27 protein-coding genes are annotated in these 18408 nt (G+C 37.0%); 18 read left to right on the top strand and 9 right to left on the bottom strand.

Annotated elements, in window-relative coordinates:
* The first annotated feature begins 481 nt into the window (after positions 1–481).
* From MKX39_RS20910 to MKX39_RS20860, 11 genes are all read left to right on the top strand, one after another.
* Positions 482–2323 (top strand): S8 family peptidase, encoded by a 1842-nt coding sequence (locus tag MKX39_RS20910; protein ID WP_340771776.1) that lies wholly within the window; start codon positions 482–484, stop codon positions 2321–2323.
* A 148-nt stretch (positions 2324–2471) separates the two neighbouring features.
* Positions 2472–2681, top strand: coding sequence for a hypothetical protein (locus MKX39_RS20905; RefSeq protein WP_340771775.1), 210 nt, complete (start codon positions 2472–2474; stop codon positions 2679–2681).
* Positions 2682–2711: 30 nt separating this feature from the next.
* Positions 2712–2993, top strand: a complete 282-nt coding sequence (locus tag MKX39_RS20900; protein ID WP_340765129.1) for a hypothetical protein — start codon at positions 2712–2714, stop codon at positions 2991–2993.
* Positions 2994–3028: 35 nt separating this feature from the next.
* A complete protein-coding gene (locus MKX39_RS20895; RefSeq protein ID WP_340771774.1) occupies positions 3029–3520 on the top strand; it encodes a hypothetical protein in 492 nt (163 codons plus the stop codon).
* 59 nt (positions 3521–3579) lie between these two features.
* Positions 3580–3867, top strand: coding sequence for a hypothetical protein (locus tag MKX39_RS20890; protein WP_340765126.1), 288 nt, complete (start codon positions 3580–3582; stop codon positions 3865–3867).
* Between the two features lie 73 nt (positions 3868–3940).
* Positions 3941–4582, top strand: coding sequence for a hypothetical protein (locus tag MKX39_RS20885; RefSeq protein WP_340771772.1), 642 nt, complete (start codon positions 3941–3943; stop codon positions 4580–4582).
* Between the two features lie 96 nt (positions 4583–4678).
* Positions 4679–5269, top strand: coding sequence for a hypothetical protein (locus MKX39_RS20880; protein WP_340765122.1), 591 nt, complete (start codon positions 4679–4681; stop codon positions 5267–5269).
* A gap of 24 nt (positions 5270–5293) precedes the next feature.
* Positions 5294–5758 carry a DUF6440 family protein gene (locus MKX39_RS20875; protein WP_340765121.1) on the top strand — a complete coding sequence of 155 codons (465 nt, stop codon included), beginning with the start codon at positions 5294–5296 and terminating at the stop codon, positions 5756–5758.
* A 36-nt stretch (positions 5759–5794) separates the two neighbouring features.
* The gene (locus tag MKX39_RS20870) at positions 5795–6448 is read left to right on the top strand and encodes a hypothetical protein (protein WP_340771771.1); all 654 of its coding nucleotides are present in this window, start codon (positions 5795–5797) and stop codon (positions 6446–6448) included.
* Between the two features lie 98 nt (positions 6449–6546).
* Entirely contained in the window at positions 6547–6756 is a 210-nt protein-coding gene (locus MKX39_RS20865) for a hypothetical protein (protein WP_340765117.1), read from the top strand.
* Between the two features lie 18 nt (positions 6757–6774).
* Positions 6775–7449 carry a hypothetical protein gene (locus tag MKX39_RS20860; RefSeq protein ID WP_340765115.1) on the top strand — a complete coding sequence of 225 codons (675 nt, stop codon included), beginning with the start codon at positions 6775–6777 and terminating at the stop codon, positions 7447–7449.
* A 60-nt stretch (positions 7450–7509) separates the two neighbouring features.
* Here the strand turns inward: MKX39_RS20860 and MKX39_RS20855 are convergent, their stop codons facing one another.
* Entirely contained in the window at positions 7510–8028 is a 519-nt protein-coding gene (locus tag MKX39_RS20855; RefSeq protein WP_340765113.1) for a hypothetical protein, read from the bottom strand.
* Positions 8029–8167: 139 nt separating this feature from the next.
* Here MKX39_RS20855 and MKX39_RS20850 point away from each other — a divergent pair, with 139 nt between their 5' ends.
* A complete protein-coding gene (locus MKX39_RS20850; protein ID WP_340771769.1) occupies positions 8168–9169 on the top strand; it encodes an LCP family protein in 1002 nt (333 codons plus the stop codon).
* A 68-nt stretch (positions 9170–9237) separates the two neighbouring features.
* On the opposite strand, the gene MKX39_RS20845 is transcribed toward MKX39_RS20850, so the two are convergent.
* On the bottom strand, positions 9238–9687 hold the full coding sequence (locus MKX39_RS20845) for an RDD family protein (RefSeq protein WP_340765109.1): 450 nt from the start codon (positions 9685–9687) through the stop codon (positions 9238–9240).
* A gap of 317 nt (positions 9688–10004) precedes the next feature.
* On the opposite strand from MKX39_RS20845, the gene MKX39_RS20840 reads away from it, so the two are divergent.
* Both MKX39_RS20840 and MKX39_RS20835 read left to right on the top strand, forming a co-directional pair.
* Entirely contained in the window at positions 10005–10853 is an 849-nt protein-coding gene (locus tag MKX39_RS20840) for a TIGR02452 family protein (protein ID WP_340765107.1), read from the top strand.
* A 76-nt stretch (positions 10854–10929) separates the two neighbouring features.
* Positions 10930–11415 carry a hypothetical protein gene (locus MKX39_RS20835; RefSeq protein ID WP_340765105.1) on the top strand — a complete coding sequence of 162 codons (486 nt, stop codon included), beginning with the start codon at positions 10930–10932 and terminating at the stop codon, positions 11413–11415.
* Between the two features lie 61 nt (positions 11416–11476).
* Here the strand turns inward: MKX39_RS20835 and MKX39_RS20830 are convergent, their stop codons facing one another.
* Together MKX39_RS20830 and MKX39_RS20825 are read right to left on the bottom strand one after the other, a co-directional pair.
* The gene (locus MKX39_RS20830) at positions 11477–13246 is read right to left on the bottom strand and encodes an ATP-dependent metallopeptidase FtsH/Yme1/Tma family protein (protein WP_340771767.1); all 1770 of its coding nucleotides are present in this window, start codon (positions 13244–13246) and stop codon (positions 11477–11479) included.
* 60 nt (positions 13247–13306) lie between these two features.
* Positions 13307–14119, bottom strand: a complete 813-nt coding sequence (locus tag MKX39_RS20825) for a tyrosine-type recombinase/integrase (RefSeq protein ID WP_340771765.1) — start codon at positions 14117–14119, stop codon at positions 13307–13309.
* 152 nt (positions 14120–14271) lie between these two features.
* Here MKX39_RS20825 and MKX39_RS20820 point away from each other — a divergent pair, with 152 nt between their 5' ends.
* The 4 genes from MKX39_RS20820 (at position 14272) to MKX39_RS20805 (ending at position 15882) form a co-directional block, all read left to right on the top strand.
* The gene (locus MKX39_RS20820; RefSeq protein ID WP_340765098.1) at positions 14272–14688 is read left to right on the top strand and encodes a hypothetical protein; all 417 of its coding nucleotides are present in this window, start codon (positions 14272–14274) and stop codon (positions 14686–14688) included.
* Between the two features lie 127 nt (positions 14689–14815).
* Entirely contained in the window at positions 14816–15001 is a 186-nt protein-coding gene (locus MKX39_RS20815; RefSeq protein ID WP_340765097.1) for a hypothetical protein, read from the top strand.
* Positions 15002–15049: 48 nt separating this feature from the next.
* Positions 15050–15253 (top strand): hypothetical protein, encoded by a 204-nt coding sequence (locus tag MKX39_RS20810; protein WP_340765095.1) that lies wholly within the window; start codon positions 15050–15052, stop codon positions 15251–15253.
* 83 nt (positions 15254–15336) lie between these two features.
* A complete protein-coding gene (locus MKX39_RS20805; protein WP_340765093.1) occupies positions 15337–15882 on the top strand; it encodes a hypothetical protein in 546 nt (181 codons plus the stop codon).
* Between the two features lie 55 nt (positions 15883–15937).
* On the opposite strand, the gene MKX39_RS20800 is transcribed toward MKX39_RS20805, so the two are convergent.
* The 5 genes from MKX39_RS20800 to MKX39_RS20780 all read right to left on the bottom strand — a co-directional run bounded on the left by MKX39_RS20800 (position 15938) and on the right by MKX39_RS20780 (position 18398).
* Positions 15938–16252: a hypothetical protein gene (locus tag MKX39_RS20800; RefSeq protein WP_340765091.1), complete on the bottom strand. Its 315-nt coding sequence runs from the start codon at positions 16250–16252 to the stop codon at positions 15938–15940.
* An 86-nt stretch (positions 16253–16338) separates the two neighbouring features.
* Entirely contained in the window at positions 16339–16791 is a 453-nt protein-coding gene (locus tag MKX39_RS20795; RefSeq protein WP_340765089.1) for a hypothetical protein, read from the bottom strand.
* 54 nt (positions 16792–16845) lie between these two features.
* The gene (locus MKX39_RS20790; protein WP_340765087.1) at positions 16846–16989 is read right to left on the bottom strand and encodes a hypothetical protein; all 144 of its coding nucleotides are present in this window, start codon (positions 16987–16989) and stop codon (positions 16846–16848) included.
* Positions 16990–17019: 30 nt separating this feature from the next.
* Positions 17020–17283, bottom strand: coding sequence for an LPD28 domain-containing protein (locus MKX39_RS20785; protein WP_340765084.1), 264 nt, complete (start codon positions 17281–17283; stop codon positions 17020–17022).
* Between the two features lie 593 nt (positions 17284–17876).
* The gene (locus MKX39_RS20780; protein WP_340765082.1) at positions 17877–18398 is read right to left on the bottom strand and encodes a DUF5698 domain-containing protein; all 522 of its coding nucleotides are present in this window, start codon (positions 18396–18398) and stop codon (positions 17877–17879) included.
* Between the last annotated feature and the right edge of the window lie 10 nt (positions 18399–18408).

Raw genomic sequence — 18408 nt, 5'->3', positions numbered from 1 at the left:
TAGTTTCATTTATTAACTATGTTATGAACATATAATGAAATGCCTAAAATCGCAACAACTTTCGTACGACTATATATAGGGGAAAACTTGAAATTTTGATAGCGTTCGACCAGTCATAGCAATGGTTCTTAAAGATACTTGTTAAAAGTACTTGTATCATGTCGAATCTTAAAGCTGAAATACAAGCAAGACTAGATGTAGCTTTGAACTAAACAAAGATATAAGCGACTCCTGGGGGGTGGTTTTGCCTATTCAGGAAATCAAGAAAATAAAATATAATTTACAATAATAATGGCTAAGCGTGACAATAGTAGGACTAGTTTGTATGTTTTTTGTTTTTTCAATAGAGCCTTTAGTTATAAAGGGCGTAGGACGGAGTCGCACGTTATCGTATAATAGTTTACAAGGAAATCGCATACAATGAACGGAACACACAAAAAAGGAGCAGTATATCTGCAAAGTAACTAAGGAGGAAATTGAGATGGTAGGTAGAAAATTGGGTTTTAAAAAGACAGATTTGTTATGGAAAAAGCGTATGGGAGCATTAGTGTTGTCTGGCGTGCTGCTAGGCAGTTTAGTAGCTCAACCTGGAGAAATATCTGCATCTTCGATAGAAACAAAAGAATTGAGTAAAGAAATTAAACTTACGGGAAATTTAGGGGATGGAAAAGTCACTAATAACGCTAATCTGACATTGAAAACAGATTTAACAGGAAAAACATTTGAAGCACTAGTAATGTACAAGAATCTAAAAGGGAAGCAACTAGCTCTTAAATTAGGAACAAAAGTTCAAGATAATTCATTGGAAGACCTAGGAATTCTCGTTATTCAAGTAGATGAAAAGAAATTTGTAGAGTTAAGTAAAAGTAATGATATTTTATATGTTGAAAAAAGTATCACCGCAAATGTTGCAACTGCGACTCCGGATCTTTCCTCTATAGGGGAAGTCATTGATTTAGACAATGGAGAGCAAGCATCTTGGGGACATCAGTATGCTGGGATTGTGAATGCTCATAAGAAAGGCTATACAGGAAAAGGAGTCAATATTGCTATATTAGATTCCGGTATTGCCCCACATGAGGAATTAACTGTTTCTGGTGGAGTGTCTTTCGTAGATTACACAAACTCCTATTCAGATGACAATGGTCATGGTACGCATGTAGCAGGTATTGTAGGTGCTAAAAATAATGGTAAAGGCATTATAGGTGTTGCACCTGATGCCTCTATCTATGCAGTAAAAGTAATGAGTGCCGATGGCAAAGGTGATGTCCTTAACTTTATCAAAGGGATCAACTGGGCTATTGAAAACGATATGGATATTGTCAATATGAGTATTGGCACAACGTATAATTCACCAATTCTTCAAATGGTAGTGAAAAAAGCAATGGATGCAGGAGTAACGGTTGTTGCGGCTGCAGGTAACAATGGTTCAAATCAGAGAGAAAATTTACTGTATCCAGGTAATTATCCTGAATCGATCACCGTTTCTTCTGTGGGACAAACGGGAAAAATTTCTGAGTTTTCATCGAATGGGGCAAATGTAGATTTTGCTGCACCTGGTGAGCGAATTGTCAGCACAGCAAAGAATGGGACGTATGAAGGTAGAAGTGGAACATCAATGGCGACGCCTTACGTAACTGGAATGGTTGCGATTTTGAAAGAATCGGAGAAATATACGAAGCCTGCTCAATTTGAATTAAGATTGAGAATGGGCATTGTAGATTTGGGGGCTAAAGGAAAAGATAATCTTTATGGATATGGGTTAGCGAATCTAACTTCGTTTTATCCATTAGTTCCATCAAAAGAAGTAATTCCGCCAGTAGTTATAACGCCACCTGTAGGAAATGAAATCAATCCTAAAGATTTAGACAATGCTAAGAAAATGGTAGACTACACAGTAAAATATAAGTCAACATACTATTTAGGACGTGCACAATCAGCACTGTTAAATATGCCAGCATCTGGTCAAAAAGATGAACTATTAACAATGATGCATCAAGCAAATTTCATGTTAGACACACCGTTATCTAATGGAAATGGTGGAACACCAGTGGCTCCAGCTCCAACACAGCCAGAACCAACAAATCCAACACCAACAGAACCAATCATAACTGACCCAAAACCTACACCAACAGAACCAGAGGTCAAGGAACCTATTATCTCTCCTGCAGTTATAAATATAGTGGAGAAGTGGTTGGGTTACGCAGAGAAATATAAATCAACATATTATTTTAACAAAGCACAGAGTTCTATCCAAGAACTACCGGATTCAAAAGTAAAACGTGCATTTCAAGCACGTTTGGATGCTGTCGTTATTAAGTAAAAGAGGAAGGCTACCTTAAAAGGTGGTCTTTTTTTATTCGCTATTTTTTGACCACTCTAATTGGGGTGGTTTTTTCTGTTTGTATTGACAACGACAATTAAAATATGTATACTATAGTATAAATAGAAGTCGGGAAGGAGCATCCTTAATGGCTATTACAAGTAGCGAAAAACTAGGGTTGAGATTTACTTACTCCACAACAAATATTGAAGAGGCAGTTCAAACTTTAGAGGTGGGATTTGGCTTCGAAGGTGACGAATGGGAGCAGATGAAAACTAAGAAAAGTATGGAATCCCTGATGGATTTTTTGAATGCTGAAGGAATGGAATACGACAAATTTTTCCTAAGAAACAACTAAAAAATGTTAAAAGATTAAGGAGTGGAATAGATGAATTCTGTAGAAATGCCAGAGCACTTAAAAGGCAAGAAAATTAATCAAGCGATCCTAGCAAGATATAAGGATATTGTCTGGTTTGTCGTTGCTCATAAACAAGAGATTATCTTATCAAACTTAACTAACACTTTTATGAAGGAAATCATGACAGAAGCCTTTTTTATAGAACTGTTTTATCAAGGGAGAATTCAGTTAGCTTTTGATGTCGTGGCAAATTTAGACGCATCTTTTATATCTGTTGCAGAAGAGAGTCAGAAAACAACGAACGAGTCTTGAATTGTTTAATCAATGGACAAAGGAGAGTGATTTTATTGAATTTGAGGCAAAAAAGAAAACAAGCGAAAAAGGAACTTGGTTTAATGGAGGTTCAACCAGGAAATTTCTGGTGGTACGAGAAAAGAGAAAAGCTGCAATCTGTTATTAACACGAAACGCAAATTAAAGAGATATTACAATCCTGACAGCAAACTGGATTCTAATAATTTCACATACATGGAATTTACGTGTGGCATGACTATACTATCCATTGCAAAAAACAAGAATGGTAAACGTTTATCCAAAAGTCAAAAATCAACCTTTTTGAAAATAGCCGCATCTGCTCTTATAAAGCATGTCCCGGTTATTTACGAACGCTACCGAGACAGGGATAACTTGCCAGATGATTTTCATGTGATTTATAACCTGAGCGTGTCCACTGATTCGACAAAACAGAAGAAAATGTATGATTTACTCGATATTTATCAATGGAAAAACAGTACGGAACTCTTTATTAAAGAGGATGGGAAATATGTAAAACTCTTATGAGAGTAAAAGAGGTTTGCTATTAAGATGATAAAAAAATAGTTTGAAATGGGGAATCGAAGATGAGCAAAGTCGGAGTTTTAGGTGGACAAATAAACTATCCAGTATTAACACACAAATTACCAGGGGAAGAATATGCAAAGGCAAAAGCTCATATGTGGATACACATGCTTAATGACGGAAACAAGCCTAAAAAATGGCTTAAGCCAAATGGAAAAGGAACGAAAGTTAATTTTGAACGAATTCATACGAAGGAAGAGTATCTAAATGGCTTGGATGAATTAAGTCTTTATTTAACACAAATCAATCGCGAGTTTGGGCTCGATTATAAAGTAAAAGTTCCAGAGTGATGAGTGCCTAGAAGAAATCGATGAAGAAAAAATGGACTTCACATGCTGTAAATATCTAAATGGGGGGAATTAGATGAAATGGTTCTGGATGTTTAATACACCCTTGGGGTTTTTATTTAGTTTAATGGTTGCAGTGTTCCTGCTACTTGTAATTTTGATTTCTATAATGAATGCGGTAACTGAGAATGCGTCTCCTACTGGTCGTTTAATATCATTAGCCTCTGCATTACTTAGTGGTTTAGTAATATTTACACTCATTTATAATGGATTATTTACAATAACAAAAACCACAGACAAAGAAAACATGGTAATAAGTAAAGCGGAAGAAATTTTGGATGCCACAACCGGCTATATCAAAAAAGGGCAAGGCCCTTTGCACTACAGTGTCATTATTGATAATGTAGAATATATTTTTCATTTAAGCCAAATTGGTACGAATGTAGATAGCATTTACCGAAATGATGATTTAACCTATGAATTAGTCTATCAAGGAACGAAAGAAAATATAGATGAGTGGCTAGATACAATTGAGAAATTAGCAACAGCTAAAGTTCGAGAAATAACAAAAAATCAATCAGCATTAATACAAGATATAAAAGGATCTGGAAAATACCTTGTTGAATCGGAAGATAAATTATATACAGTTAAAGTTAATTCTAAAGAAAATGAAGTAGAATACGTCTTACACAACGATACGTATATTTACAAAAAATAATCTAGTTATCTATCATAAATCGAAAAGCATTTCTGTTCAGATCTAAACAAATTGGAAAGTGACAAAAATAAAAAATAAAAGAGGGGGAGAATAGAAATGTTTTCATTGTTCAAATCGAACAAAATATCCGAACCTAATTATGAATTAATTGCAAAGACCGCTTTTACAACTCAGAACATGTTTGTAGACTGCATCCAAGATATTGCAGAGTGGAGTCCTAAACAATCTAAAATTTTGAACTGGATAAAACAAATAGAGGAGGACCCTACTCATTCAGAATGGTTTTATCTACACCAAATTAGAAGTAATAAAGAAGTGTTCCACCTCAATACAAAAACGATGGACTATGTTAAAACTCTTTTGAATACCAATTATTTGATTGGTAAATGCAAGAGTATCATCTATTCTGATTCTAAACCAGCATCAGAATATTTAGTTGCCAAATTAGTAGATGTGGTTTATCTATTGCAAGAAGTGGATAGCAGTTTGAGAAAAGGCGTTCCGTTACATCATCAATCAATTGTCGAAGCGGTCACCGTCATTTACCAACTGCTAGAGGAAAAAATGAATGAGTATTTTCAGTTGAATACCGAGTCCTTAACACGAGAGGTTCAAATTGCTAAACAATTAAGAGTGGAATACCAAGAAAGAAAGGCCGACTTTATACTGCAAGCGAAATATAACTAAATTACGACAGGGTGAAAATATTAGATGAAAAAAAGAGGAAAAATAATCGTCGGTCTTTTAGCAGTAATTATTTTAAGTGGTTGTAGCTCAGATCCTTCAGAGTCTCTCTTTTCTGCGGTAATCAAATCTGATGACAATGTGATTAGTTCGAATTCTCGATTTGAAGTCGCAAAGATTGATATGTTAACGCATATACTGACGGACAAAGAAACTAAAGTACAGTACTTGCAGTTATACAGAAATGGTGGATTTGATGGAGGTGTTGATGTTACCCCATTATTAAACGGTGATGGAACACCTTATCTAGATGATGATTCAGATAATAAGAATCGATTTACCAAGGAAGAAATAGATTCTTTAACATATATTCTCTTGGATAGTAAAACAGGTATAGAATATCTCATTAATTACAGAAACGGAGGATATGATGGAGGTCTATCCGTAACCCCTTTGTTAAATCAAGACGGTAAGCCATATCAAAAAGCTTAAAAATTATAGAAGAACTTTTAATGAACAGCGGAGGGTATGATGAATAAGGTAATCGAACGAATTTCAAGAGAAGGTATCTTACTTCAAAAGCATTATAGCGATAGTTATCAATATGGCTATCATGCAGACAAGCAGATGATAACTTATCCAGCACTTGATAATCTACAAAATCCTCAAAATGTCTTTACATTAGCTCACGAACTGGGACACCACTACCAAGGGCAACAGGGTAATTCATTTTTCCGTATCTTTAGCAATTTAGGAAGGATGAAACACTTACTAGGCGTAATATGCTTTGTTTTTGTTCTTTGGGAGGAAGTACAAGCCTGGTTAATCGGTTGGAAGATATGTAAAGAAGAACATATTAACACACAAGGATTTTGGGAAATTGCAATTAAATCGGTACTGACATATCTGAAATTCTTTTTTATCCAACTATTAGGTGTAGGAAAAGCTATAGTAAGTCTGTATATTGCAATAGTCTTTAGCATTAAGTTTTTATTAGTGAGTGAGGAATTAAATTTAACGCAACCGCAATGGCTATTAGATGCTAGAGGTTCCCTTGTATCTAGTTCTAAATCATATGGCGAGGTGGTTTCAGAAACGTTCTTCATTGTACTAACAACATGGGTATTTACCATGCTGATGTTTCTAGGCATGAGAATCCTGATTCATATTTCAAGACGTTAAAAAACAGGTTCAATGCTGTTGAAGTCAGAAAATTCTATATATTTCCATATTTACAAAACGATATTGCTACTACTACGATGAAGAAGGGATGTTAATTAATGATTGGAAAGAAAGTAAGATTTCACAGTGGGACTCATTATTCAAAATGCGAAGGCGTTGTTCAAGAAGAAGGAGCGACAAAAGGGGTCTACAAAGTCAATGTAACCGCAATAGAGGCAGATGGTAAAATGATTTCATCTTCATTTATGGATGTATTTGGACTTAATCAAGTGATTGCACTGGAGGAAGAATTAGAGTTGATCGAATAAAGGAAAGGGGTAGTTTTAGTGGAAGAAATTTGGGTAGTATTGCAAGTCACAATTGCGGGTGCAGTTATTTGTAGTTTGCTATCGCTTATTCTTAATAGTCCAAGTGATGTCTTAATAGAAGACAGAAAAAAGAAGGAATTACATCTTTTGTTAAATAAAATATTTGTATCCACGGAACAGAACTTTATACGAGGTTATCAAATATTGCATAAAAGGATGGAAACCGGTGAAGTTTCTGTCACTGCAGAAATACAAACGATTATTAAGTCATTTTCCGATATACCTTTTAAGGAGATTGAGCCACAAGTAAGAATGTCTTGGATGGATACCGCTCCAGAGTTTCCTTTTATAAAATTAAAGGAATGGGACCATCGAGTTGAAGAATTGAAGAGATCACATAAAACGGAGAAAGAAGAAATTAGAAAGATAAGCAAATCCGTGGACCAAATGGTCGAAGCAGAAACTTTTCAGTATTATTATGGTGTGAATCCTACCCTGAGTGAGCCATTTATGAATGATGTTCTATTAGAAATAGAGGAGCATAAGAAAAACATATCTACTCAACTGGATATACTTGCAGCCACCGTGCAAAATCATCGAATAATCGAGGAAATAAAGTCAATTCAAGTAAGATTGATGAAATCTCCAGAAGAGCATCTTGCTATGACGAAAAAGGAGCAAATGCCTGCATAGCTGAGTCTATGGAGGCTAATTTTTTTTCAAAAAAATGAGACGGACATAGGAGCCCGCCTTTTACAACCCCATTTTTACCCGATACATCTTCTCTTGCTCTTCCAAGTGCCGTCGTTTGATCTTTCGATTCCCGTCAATAAACACGACATCTGGGTACGAATCCTTCAAAAAGGAGGTAATGGTCTTACTTCCCTTGAAACGTCTAACTGTTTTGTCTATTTTTTGCTTGCCTAAGAATTCTTTGGCACTTTGTTCAGAAGTGAACAAGAAACAAGTTGACTGTGTTGTTTCTCCAGCTCGACGATTCCAGATCCACATGCCTTTCCCTTCACTCAGATAATATACATGGTCGAGCTGCACCAACTTAATATAGAATTTGGCCGTCGCTAGTTCATGCTCATGTTTCGGAATTATGCGTTCGACATAGCCAAAAATGCCATTCGTTAATTGCACGCGAACTCCTTTTTGAGCAGAACCCCCTTTAAACTCCGCAATAAAACCGCTAGTCATGTCTTCTTTTTTATCAATTCTGATTTCCACCAACATGCCAATCTTCAGGTGTTTTTTATCTATACTCATACATTTTGCTCCTTTCCATTAAAGCTTCTATCTATCGTATGCAAATTTACAAAATTCACGGGTATTCGACGTGCTACCACTGCACTTTCGTTTTGCTTGCTGTTAGGACTGCATAGGATAAGTGAAAGGTGGAGTAAACGTGAAAAAGAATAAGAATGCAAAAAAAATATGGAAGATAATTGGCCTTTTACTAGTATTTATTGGTTTAGTTAGTTTTTTAACGCTGTGGTATCAAGTAAATCGATATGAAGAAGTTGAAATAGAGAAAACTAATGAAGCCCTAGGGATTAAAGAGATAAATGTACCGGTGCAAATCCCAGATGTTATTGATGTTGAAGGGGAAGAACCGTTACCAATATTACAAGTGGCGATATTTGGTCTCGATAATAGAGCTAACGAAACGCCTAGATCAGATGCTATTTTGGTTGCTCAATTCGATCAAGCTGCAGATGACGTGAAAATAATTTCGCTTATGCGGGATATGGACGTTCGGATTGATGGCCACGGAACGGACAAATTGAATCATGCCTATGCATATGGCGGACCGCAATTAGCAATAAAGACCATAAACCAAAACTTTGGCACCGCCATTAAAAACTATGTGGCGGTAGACTTTAAAGAAATGGCGAATGCTGTAGATGCGATAGGTGGCGTAACTGTAAATATCACGTCTGAAGAGAAAACGGAAATTAATAAGAATACAAACAATAAAATTGGACAACTTCTAAACGAAGGAGATGTATTACTAAACGGGGAGCAGGCGGTAACTTATGCAAGAATCCGTTCTATCGATAGCGACTTCAAACGTACAGAAAGACAGAGAAACCTAATGGAATCTCTTCTGACATCAATTAAAGGAGCAGATAAATTGGAACTCGTTCAATATTGGATGAAGATTGCACCAAATGTGGAACTCTCGATGTCGAAAGAGGAATTGCTAGACTACGGGATGGCCTATGTAACAGGTAATTATGGATTCAGTGAGAAACGTATACCGGAAGATGGTCATTGGAGCAGTGGGAGAAAAGAGAATGGGGCATGGATAATGAAAGTAGATGAATCCTATGTGCGTGATTCTATCAAGCATTTCTTTGGGCCTGCAAAAAAGCCGGGATTATTAGGTCCACAGGATATGAGATAAGGGGGAGCAATCCCTCTTTTTTTTTGTACATAAAAAAGACCCGAGCACACAACGGGTCTGTTTTTGTGTTATTTTCTCTTCGCAACCACGTAAGAATTCGCAATTAAGTCATGAAGAGCTCTCTTTTGAGAGTGGAAAGCAACCATCAGGTAGCCAATGTTGAGTATGATGCCAGAGAGGATCGAACCGATATAGCGGACGAAAGACTTTCTGTAAGTTAATCCTTCTCCTGCTTCGTCAACTACTTCGATACTCATCGCCATCTTCCCTAGTGTTCCTTTATGCTTAGAGCCAGTCATGAGCACGTAGTACGCACCAGTTATCAGGTAGCCAATCAGTAAATAAAGACCTAAGTAGGAATGCATATCCGTGTTGGTCGTGCCATAATTCATAGTGCCTTGACCTTGCATAAGGAATTTAGGCATTAGTGCAAATTGTAATAGCATGAGTGGAACCATAAGTACGAGGCCGTCGATAAAGTTAGCAACGAATCGAATCCAAAAACCTGCATAGTTCATTTGTTGTTCGTTCTCCTTTCAGTGTTTCTCTATAGTATTCAACTTGAAATGGTTTGATTCGAAAACTTCCTTGTTAATTTGTCGAACATTTCAGATATCTGAATAGAGACCAGAAATAGCGGAAATTTATCTATTTTTTTAAAAACTTTTTTTTCGACTGGTTGTTGTGTTTGTGAGGAGTTCGAACACATTTTGCAAGTTCTGATTCATTCGCATCAGTACGTTAATAAATGTATTTAAATGTGCCTTCAGTTGAATATAATAGACAGATTTAATGTTCAGGACATATACAAATGAACAGAAAGGCGGAAAAACAAATGAATGGTATTAAAGCGATGAAAATAGCGATGCAGACCTTGTTGGTCTTAAAGAAAGGTTCTTATAAAAATGAGAAGATGCAAGTCGTGGAGATTGCAAAAGAATTACAGGAAAGTGTGCGATCCACGGTACTTTACACTCCAGAAATATTAGATAACATGCTAGAACAAATCACACCAGGAGAGGCAAGAGAAACGATTTTGGAGATAACAAAAGAGACAACTTTGGAAGCATCTACTAGATTAGTTAACGAAGGGTATGCGAATATTGCTTGTTTAAACTTTGCAAATGCTCGTGTTCCTGGAGGCGGATTTTTAGCAGGAGGTTTAGCTCAAGAAGAGAGCCTCGCAAGAGCTTCTGGATTATTTCCCAGCATTGTAAAAAAGAAAGTGTTCTATGATGAAAACAAAAAAGGGAGAACAGCATTGTACACAGATCATGTGATCTACTCCCCAAACGTGCCGGTTTTCAGAAGGGATGACGGGTCATTTCTGGATAAGCCTTATTTGTTGTCGATTATAACATCACCAGCTGTCCATTCCGGGGTTATTCATCTATTAGAGAAATACCGAATTAATCAGATTGAGCCGGTGATGAAGAAGCGAATAATGAAAATATTGGGCTTGGCTAAGGAAGAGAAGCAAGATGCGATAATCTTAGGGGCATTTGGGTGTGGAGTTTTCAAGAATGACGTAGAGATGGTTGCTCGTTTGTTCAGAGAATGTTTAGAAGATGAACGATTCAAAAATCAATTCGAAAAAGTAGTTTTTGCTATTTATGAGGGCAATTCAAATCAACAATACACGACTTTTCAAAATGAATTCTTTCCAATAGAAACAGTAAACTAACTAGACAAACAATGGCGACTTCTCTGAGGTCGCTTTTTCCTGTATACTAGAGGCTACATCTATAAGGAGGATTATTATGATCCATTACATATCAAAAGATAGTATGAATACAGTGATTAACCAAATTATGATTGAACAAGAAGTAGAAAATAAAAATAAAAAAGATGGACACCCTATAAGATTGACAAGTATCGAAAAAATAGATGGTGGTTCTATCGGTTATGCAGAATTTTTGTTACTTTCCAAGAATAGGTCAAAATATAGTCTGTTGTTTTTAATCAGTCTAGAAGAGAACGATAGCAAGGGATATTATTTTGAGAAACATCGTTTTGACCACTTAAATGTACACGAATTACTAAAGACTGTTTTATCTTACTCAGCTACACTACCCTTTGAAGAATACTTCCAAGAGGAAATCGCTTTAAACTTTGCAAAACGCATTCATAATACCATTCAAAAAGATTTTCCGGATGAATATATGAATTCACCTTCGTTCTTTTTTGAACTTTATCATGAGTCTACGGTGATGGAGTCATGGAAAGAGTTTATTGAAAAAAAATAGAATAAGAAAAAGACCGAATGCAAGATATAACTTGTCAGACGGTCTTTTTTGTACTGTTTTATTAAGCTGCAACGTGCAGATGTTGTTGTAATATGGCATCTAACTCTTCACCAGACAACGTTTCTTTTTCTAACAACGCCATAGATACTTTTTCTAAAAGGGTTTTGTTTTTTGTTAACAGTTCGAAGGTTTTTAGAAATAAGTCTTCGGAGATTTTTCTTGCTTCCTCCACCATTCGTGTACCATCCATGTCTTGACCATTTTTAGTTAACAAGTCGATATTTAGCATCCCATACTCATTGCTCATCCCAAAATCAGTAATAATAGAGCGGATTCGACCTGTCGCCATGCGAATATCCTGCTGAGCACCAGTCGTTACTTCTTGTTCGTTTCCAAACAGTATTTGTTCCGCAGCTCTACCCGCATACAATACTTGAATTTCAGCAAGCAACTCACTTCTTGTATGGAGGCCCATTTTATTTGGTGTGAAGAAAGTAACTCCACCGGCTCCAGATGTAGAAGAAATAATCGTCACTTTCGGCACTTCATTTTTCGTCAATAATTTAGCAACAAGAGCATGTCCAGCTTCGTGCCATGCTACAAGTTTTAATTCATCTAAGTCACGACTCTTTTGGTTGTTACGTTTGTGACCTTTCATTACTAGCTTATAAAAAGCATCGTCAATATCTTCATTCATGATGACTTTTTGTTTCTTTGTGGTAGCAATAATAGCGGCTTCGTTCATAATTGCCTCTAAATGAGCACCTGCCAAACCGATCGTAATTTTTGCTATTTCTTCTAATTTCACCGATGGGTCCAATGGTTTATTTTTAGCATGTACTTTTAAAATATCTAACCGACTCTTTTGATCTGGCAGTCCAATAGATATATGCTTATCAAAACGTCCGGGACGCATGAAGGCGGCATCTAAATCATTTAAGCGATTAGTAGCACCGATAACGATGACCCCTTCACTGCTCGAGAATCCATCCATTTCTGCAAGAACAGCATTTAACGTTTGACGTTGTTCCGCATGCTGCTGTTGGTCTCGTGAACCACCAAGTGCATCAATCTCATCTATAAAGATAATTGATGGAGCTTTGGCTCTTGCTGCTGCAAATAACTCACGCACACGTTTTGCCCCAACTCCTACGTACATTTCCACAAAATCGGCTCCGGAAACGGAGAAGAATGGTACGCCGGCCTCACCTGCAATTGCTTTGGCTGTCAATGTTTTACCTGTGCCTGGTTCTCCGTATAGAATAACTCCTTTAGGTAGCTTTGCACCAAGTTGTTCAAAATCCTTTGGTTTTTTCAAGAAATCAACTAAGAATCGCATATCTTCTTTAGCTTCCTCATTTCCTGCAACTTGGTCAAACGTAATCTTTGGTGTAGAGGCAATGTCTACTGGCTTATTCCCCTTGCCTTTACCCATTCTTTTTTGCATATACATAAATCCAAAAATCAATAACCCCATAATGAAAACGGATTGAAAGAAAGACCACATCTGTTGACTAGCAATTTGTTCAGCTCTGCCATCAATTTCACTCACTTCTACACCAGCAAGGAGTAGCTGTTCTTTAAAATTATCACGTTTAGGATTATCAACTTTTACATACTTTCCTTTAGCCGTTTCTGCTGTGAATGTGCCACTGGCTAAATCGATCGATACTTCTTTGACCTTCTTATCTTCAACTAAATTAAGGAAGTCTGGATAGGACATATTTTCACTTTTTGCGTCGTTCGATACATCTATATAAATAGACAGCGTCATGGTAATGACGACAATAAATGCGACAATGGCTACGATGAGTTTGTTTTTCTTTTGCATAATGGATCCCCCTAAGTTTCTTCTGTATAGGATACATTATACACTAAATGTGTACTGTAGTCAACGACTATTTTTTATCATGGTCTGTATTACTTCCCTTTGTTGCTCTTTCATTGTAGAGGCACGTGTATACCCAAGTTGTTTAGCTCTTACCTCGTTTACTTCTGAACGCAACACTTGATAGTTCTTATAGCCAGACGGGCTACCATACTGAGCAGAGGCTTTTAGTACTCGTTCAATTGTTCTTGTAGATACCGGATAGTGTCCAGAAGACCCTTGTCTATAGAAGAGATAACGACATTTAGGGGCATCTATGAGAGTAGAATAATGCTGAAACAGCTCTAGTGTCATGTCTCTTAAGTGAATGGATCTACCCGCCTCTAAGTGGATTGTTTGTTCTTCAATTGCTGAAATCGTAATGCTGGAAAGTTCTTTTGGTGTTAGTCCAAATGATTTAGCTAATGAAACAACTAAAGCATTTCTAGCAACAAGCCATTTCTTTCTGTCACTTGCTTTTTCTTCAATACTCTTAGTCATGGAAGGAATAAGGATGGCATTCGGCGGAATGGGTATACGAGACTTTCTGTTTTTCGGCATAGATCTTATCTGAAGCTCTATGCCTTCGGCACCTCGACTCTCCGCAAATCGTAAAAAGGAATTGAGGGATGATAGAAATCGATTACAGGTTGAGGCGGACCTTCCTTCTGACAGCAAGCGAGAAAGGTATTCCGAAGCAGCTTGTTCTATCGACTTGTCTTCTAAGGAACCTAGAAAAGTGTGAAGGTCAAAATGGTAAGATTTTTGGGTGTTTTTCGAGCGACCTAGACGATCTAAATGGAGAATAAATGCAGGCAATAATTCATGCAATGTCATGCTCATCACTCCTTTTTCTATAGAATACCAAAACTGTGTCGAATGTCCACGCTGAACCTGCATATAATAGAACATCTCCAACAAAAAAGGACATCCTTGAGATGACATAAACAGAGATGGAGAAATGAAAAGGAGCGAAAGGAGGAACTTGCATGAAGTTCCTTGCGTACGGAGCTGTTGGCAGCATCGTATGGTTCGTGGTATTGGTTATGGTTGTTGCATCTGTATTTAAGGCCATAATCTCTTTAACGACTATCATCATGATGTTGGTCGCGGTCGGTATCCCTGTCTATGGGTTACTGAGAAATCACTTCCATTGGCAAATCGGATTGAAAGACTGCCTGGAACTCTATACGAATAGAGAAAAAAAGGGGAGCGGAAAAGCATGGCTGATTATTGTATGCGGTATGGCATTAGTAGTAAGCGATACTGGCACGATGGGATACTTAATCGGATGTGTTCTTCGAACTTTAGGATGGTCAATCTGTTTATATGTCATTTGGGAAGGCGTACGTCTCGTAAAAAAGGAGTTGCCTAGTGTGAAGGATTTATTCGTGAATGCTTGGTGATTCAGACAGTGAGTGAGGGGAAACCTTCCTCACTTTTTTTGTTCCACATACATCCGACATGTTTAATCGAATTTATAAAGAAATATTACATATGATAAATCAAAGAAACTGAAAGGAGGACTTACCCTTGTTAGTCAACCATCCCACACAAATGGAATATGACAGACAACAGGGACAGACGAACAAAGTGAACCCATTGATTTCTCTTTATGCACGCATGGAGGAATCGGGGAGCTTAATCGATATCGCAATATGCAAACATGAAATCGAAAAAATTCGTCTGCAAAAAGAAAAAGGGATGAAGAAACTGTAAAGTGACAAAACAATGGAAAGTTCTAACACTAAGAAGGAGGAAGTTTAAATGGAACAACAAGAGATTATCGTAGGGGATTACGTGGATTATGCATACAGCAAGAAGGTAAAATATCGTGGGTTTATTCGAGAAATCAAGGGAGACATATTAAAATTAGAGGTATGTCTAACAAAAAAAATTAATGAAGATAACATCACGGAGTTAGTAGAAGTTCTGAGAAATGATATTGTGCCCGTAAAAGTGGCAGCCTGACACCTTAATTGGTGTCTTTTTTTTATCGTTTCGAACAAAGTTGCATAAGATAGATCAAACAAATAAAAAGGAGGCTGTTATACATGAGTTATTCATGTGAGGCTACGTACCGTACAGGGTTAATATTTGCTTCTGAAAAGTGCACATTCACGATGTTGCAACCCAGAGTGTTCAAAGATGAAGTGACAGGATATTGTTTAGAAACAGGGAAAGATGCGATTTGGAAAAAGGGAGTGTTTCAGGAAGGGAAAAATTCTTTCCCTTTAGAAGAGAATCAAGAAAAGGAAGTATGGAAGTATAAAGAAACTGTAGAAGCTATACTTACTGCCTACAATCAACGCATGAAAAAGGAAACGGAGGACATTTTGATTTATCGTTCTTCCGAAGGAACCTTTTACGTAACGACTAAGACAGAAGAAGACATGGGTCGATATTCTCCACGGTTCTTACAAGGCTTTCATTATTTTTTGAAAATGAGATTAGAAGTAAACTATTCATTTGATGAAATTCAACGATTAATCGGACATGGATTAACGAACCGAATGGCAGGAGTAAAAGAGGAAGAACCATTCCGTGGTACTTTGGAGCAATTTTACGGTTTTATATTAAAAGATAAAGAAGCAGCATGACAGCAAAAAGAAAGAGGTCCGTCAAATGACGAGACCTCTTTTATTTTGGATAGTATTAAGTTAATACCAACACTTTTTCGTTTTGCATATGTCTCTCTCGAATGCTCTTACGAGCGAAAAGGACCTCTGTTGATACACACTCCATTGCTTCAATATGATGGCGGATGAAATGTCTGATTAGTCTAAGACGCATAGATTCTAATTCACCTTCATATCTAGCTACTTGGCCTGTAGCCTCGTCAACTAATGGATGAGAAGTTAATGACTCATGGTAGGTGTTGAGAAAATACATATACACATTTAGACGTTCCTTCGTTATTCCTGGTTCTTCTTGAATAATCCAAGCAATCAGTTCCTTTTTATGTCTCATTCTCATTTCCCCTTTTTTAGCTGATTAGTTTTCATTATGCAGTCACACAGCTACTCCAAAAAGAAGCAACTGAGACTGCTTGTCTATTACAGAATTTCCACATCGAATGAATGTTTTTCGAATTTCACTTGCTTTTCTTTCAGGTAATCTTCCCATTGACCCGTAAATTGTTCTTCCTCGAATTCCTCATCATACTTTTCATTCAAATCGCATATTTCTTTTTTAGTCAAGCCATAAATTATTCCTTCCCACATGTCTTCTTGTTCTCCATTACCGTACAAATCAATTTTCACGGTTAGTCCAGGAGCACGTTCCTCATGAAATGTTTGTTTCCACCAACCAGATGCGACAACTTCTATTTCTTCTGAATTAACAACTGTGTCGAGAAGCATTCCTTCTTGAGAACCTTCCTTAATCATTTTAGAAATATGTTCTATGCTGTTCTCCGTCATTTCTAACAAGGAAGTGTCCATTTCTTCTGAATGATGATGCCAGTATTCTATTTTTACTCCGTTTATAGTAATTGTTTTTTTGTTCATGATGTTTTCCCTCCAGTTTATTCTCTGTTATTCAAGTTATCTTCAAAAAGATTTCTACAGTTTGTTTCCTAACTGTATATGACAATTTAAACTCGCCATCCGTTGTAGGTGATGTAAGCGAGTTGCCTGAACTTTTGATACGTCTTTTCCGGCAGGTGATTTCTTCAACTCTTCTTCTAGCATTTTTTGAAACGACATTCCCGTTTCCCCCTTTGTATGATAGGTAGTTTAAATAGTGTTCGTAATTTCATCGGATTCGTCTTCAGAAAGGCTATAAAATCCTTCTGTTCCTAAATCGAGGGCTTCTTCTGTGGAAATAGTCCCTAAGAAGTTCACAAGCACGTATGGCTCCACCGTAACAGCAACAAGTTGATCATCATCATGATGTCGGACGTCGTAATAATGTAAATCCGGATCCTTTTCGTGATCTTTCACTCGTGTTGCAGACATTGAAACTACTTTTTTACCTTGTATTATCACTTCGTTTTCCAATATTGAACCTCCATTGCAGATTAACTGCTCCATTTTTATGTTATTCAGGGCATCTTATGCAAAAGAAAGTGGAGGTATAATAGTTTGAATATTCTGTTTATATTTTTATGGTCTTTAAAAGTGGACCAAACGGTTCTTTTTACTAGATTTCATTAATCCAAAAATATTTTAAGTGCATATGGAATGTGACCGGTTTAGTAGGGGATAGTATCTCGAAGGGGCATGCATTAGTTCTTCATCTGTTCTAAGAAGGATACTTAACTAATCCGCCTCTATTTGCTTTAAAACCCCTCGAGCACACAATGCGAGTATTTAGTAATAGGAGAGTGATACTATGGAGTATTAATAAATAGAATATTCTGACATAATGAACCAATAACCTATATACCGAAACGCCGCAGATTATTCCCTATTTCTTTCCGAAGGCGAGAGGGATGAATGTGATATGTGTAGGTTTATTTCAAAGCCCCTTGATTCAACTACGTAAACATGTCTTTCGATAGACTTTTCGCTTTGATGGGGGCTCTATTCTTAGTCGAACGCGTTTGTCGCGAGTTCAATTGAATAAAAAAGAGACCCTAGTCAGGGGTCTCTTAGCGATATGCTAAATGTCCGGTTACTTTGTCTAGTTCACGTACAAGCATCGTAGGATCTGTGATGTCATGAGCTAACAAAATGCTATTCAATTTACCACTCCATTTTTTTGGTAGTGTTACTTGAATGGCATAGCGTTTATTTCCGTTGATTCCGAATATCGGTATGGTATTGACAGACATACCTGCATCTCTAAGCGAATCTGCTACAGATGATACTTTTTCAATGTTACTTAAGTATATTTCTGCTTCTAATACACCAAGTTCGAGCATCCTGTCGATTCTATCACCTACATAAACCCCTGCAACTTTACCCAGGGAAAAGGCCACCAAGAACCAGAATCCATCACCTTCTGCAATTTGCTTGAGTGCAATAGCGAACACAAATGCGTCCATGAAAGTAACGATATAGGCAGGTTTTAATTGCCTTTTGGCAATAAAGATTGTTTTTAGTGTGCCGATAGAATTGGACAACATATTTAATAAAAATATCCCTATCAGCGGGATTAATAGTTCGAACATATATACCTTC

It is taken from the genome of Psychrobacillus sp. FSL K6-1464, assembly GCF_038003145.1.
In the GTDB taxonomy this organism is placed as follows: Bacteria; Bacillota; Bacilli; order Bacillales_A; family Planococcaceae; genus Psychrobacillus; species Psychrobacillus psychrotolerans.
The sequence above is the reverse complement of the archived record's forward strand: the minus strand, read 5'-3'. Positions and strand labels throughout refer to the sequence as shown.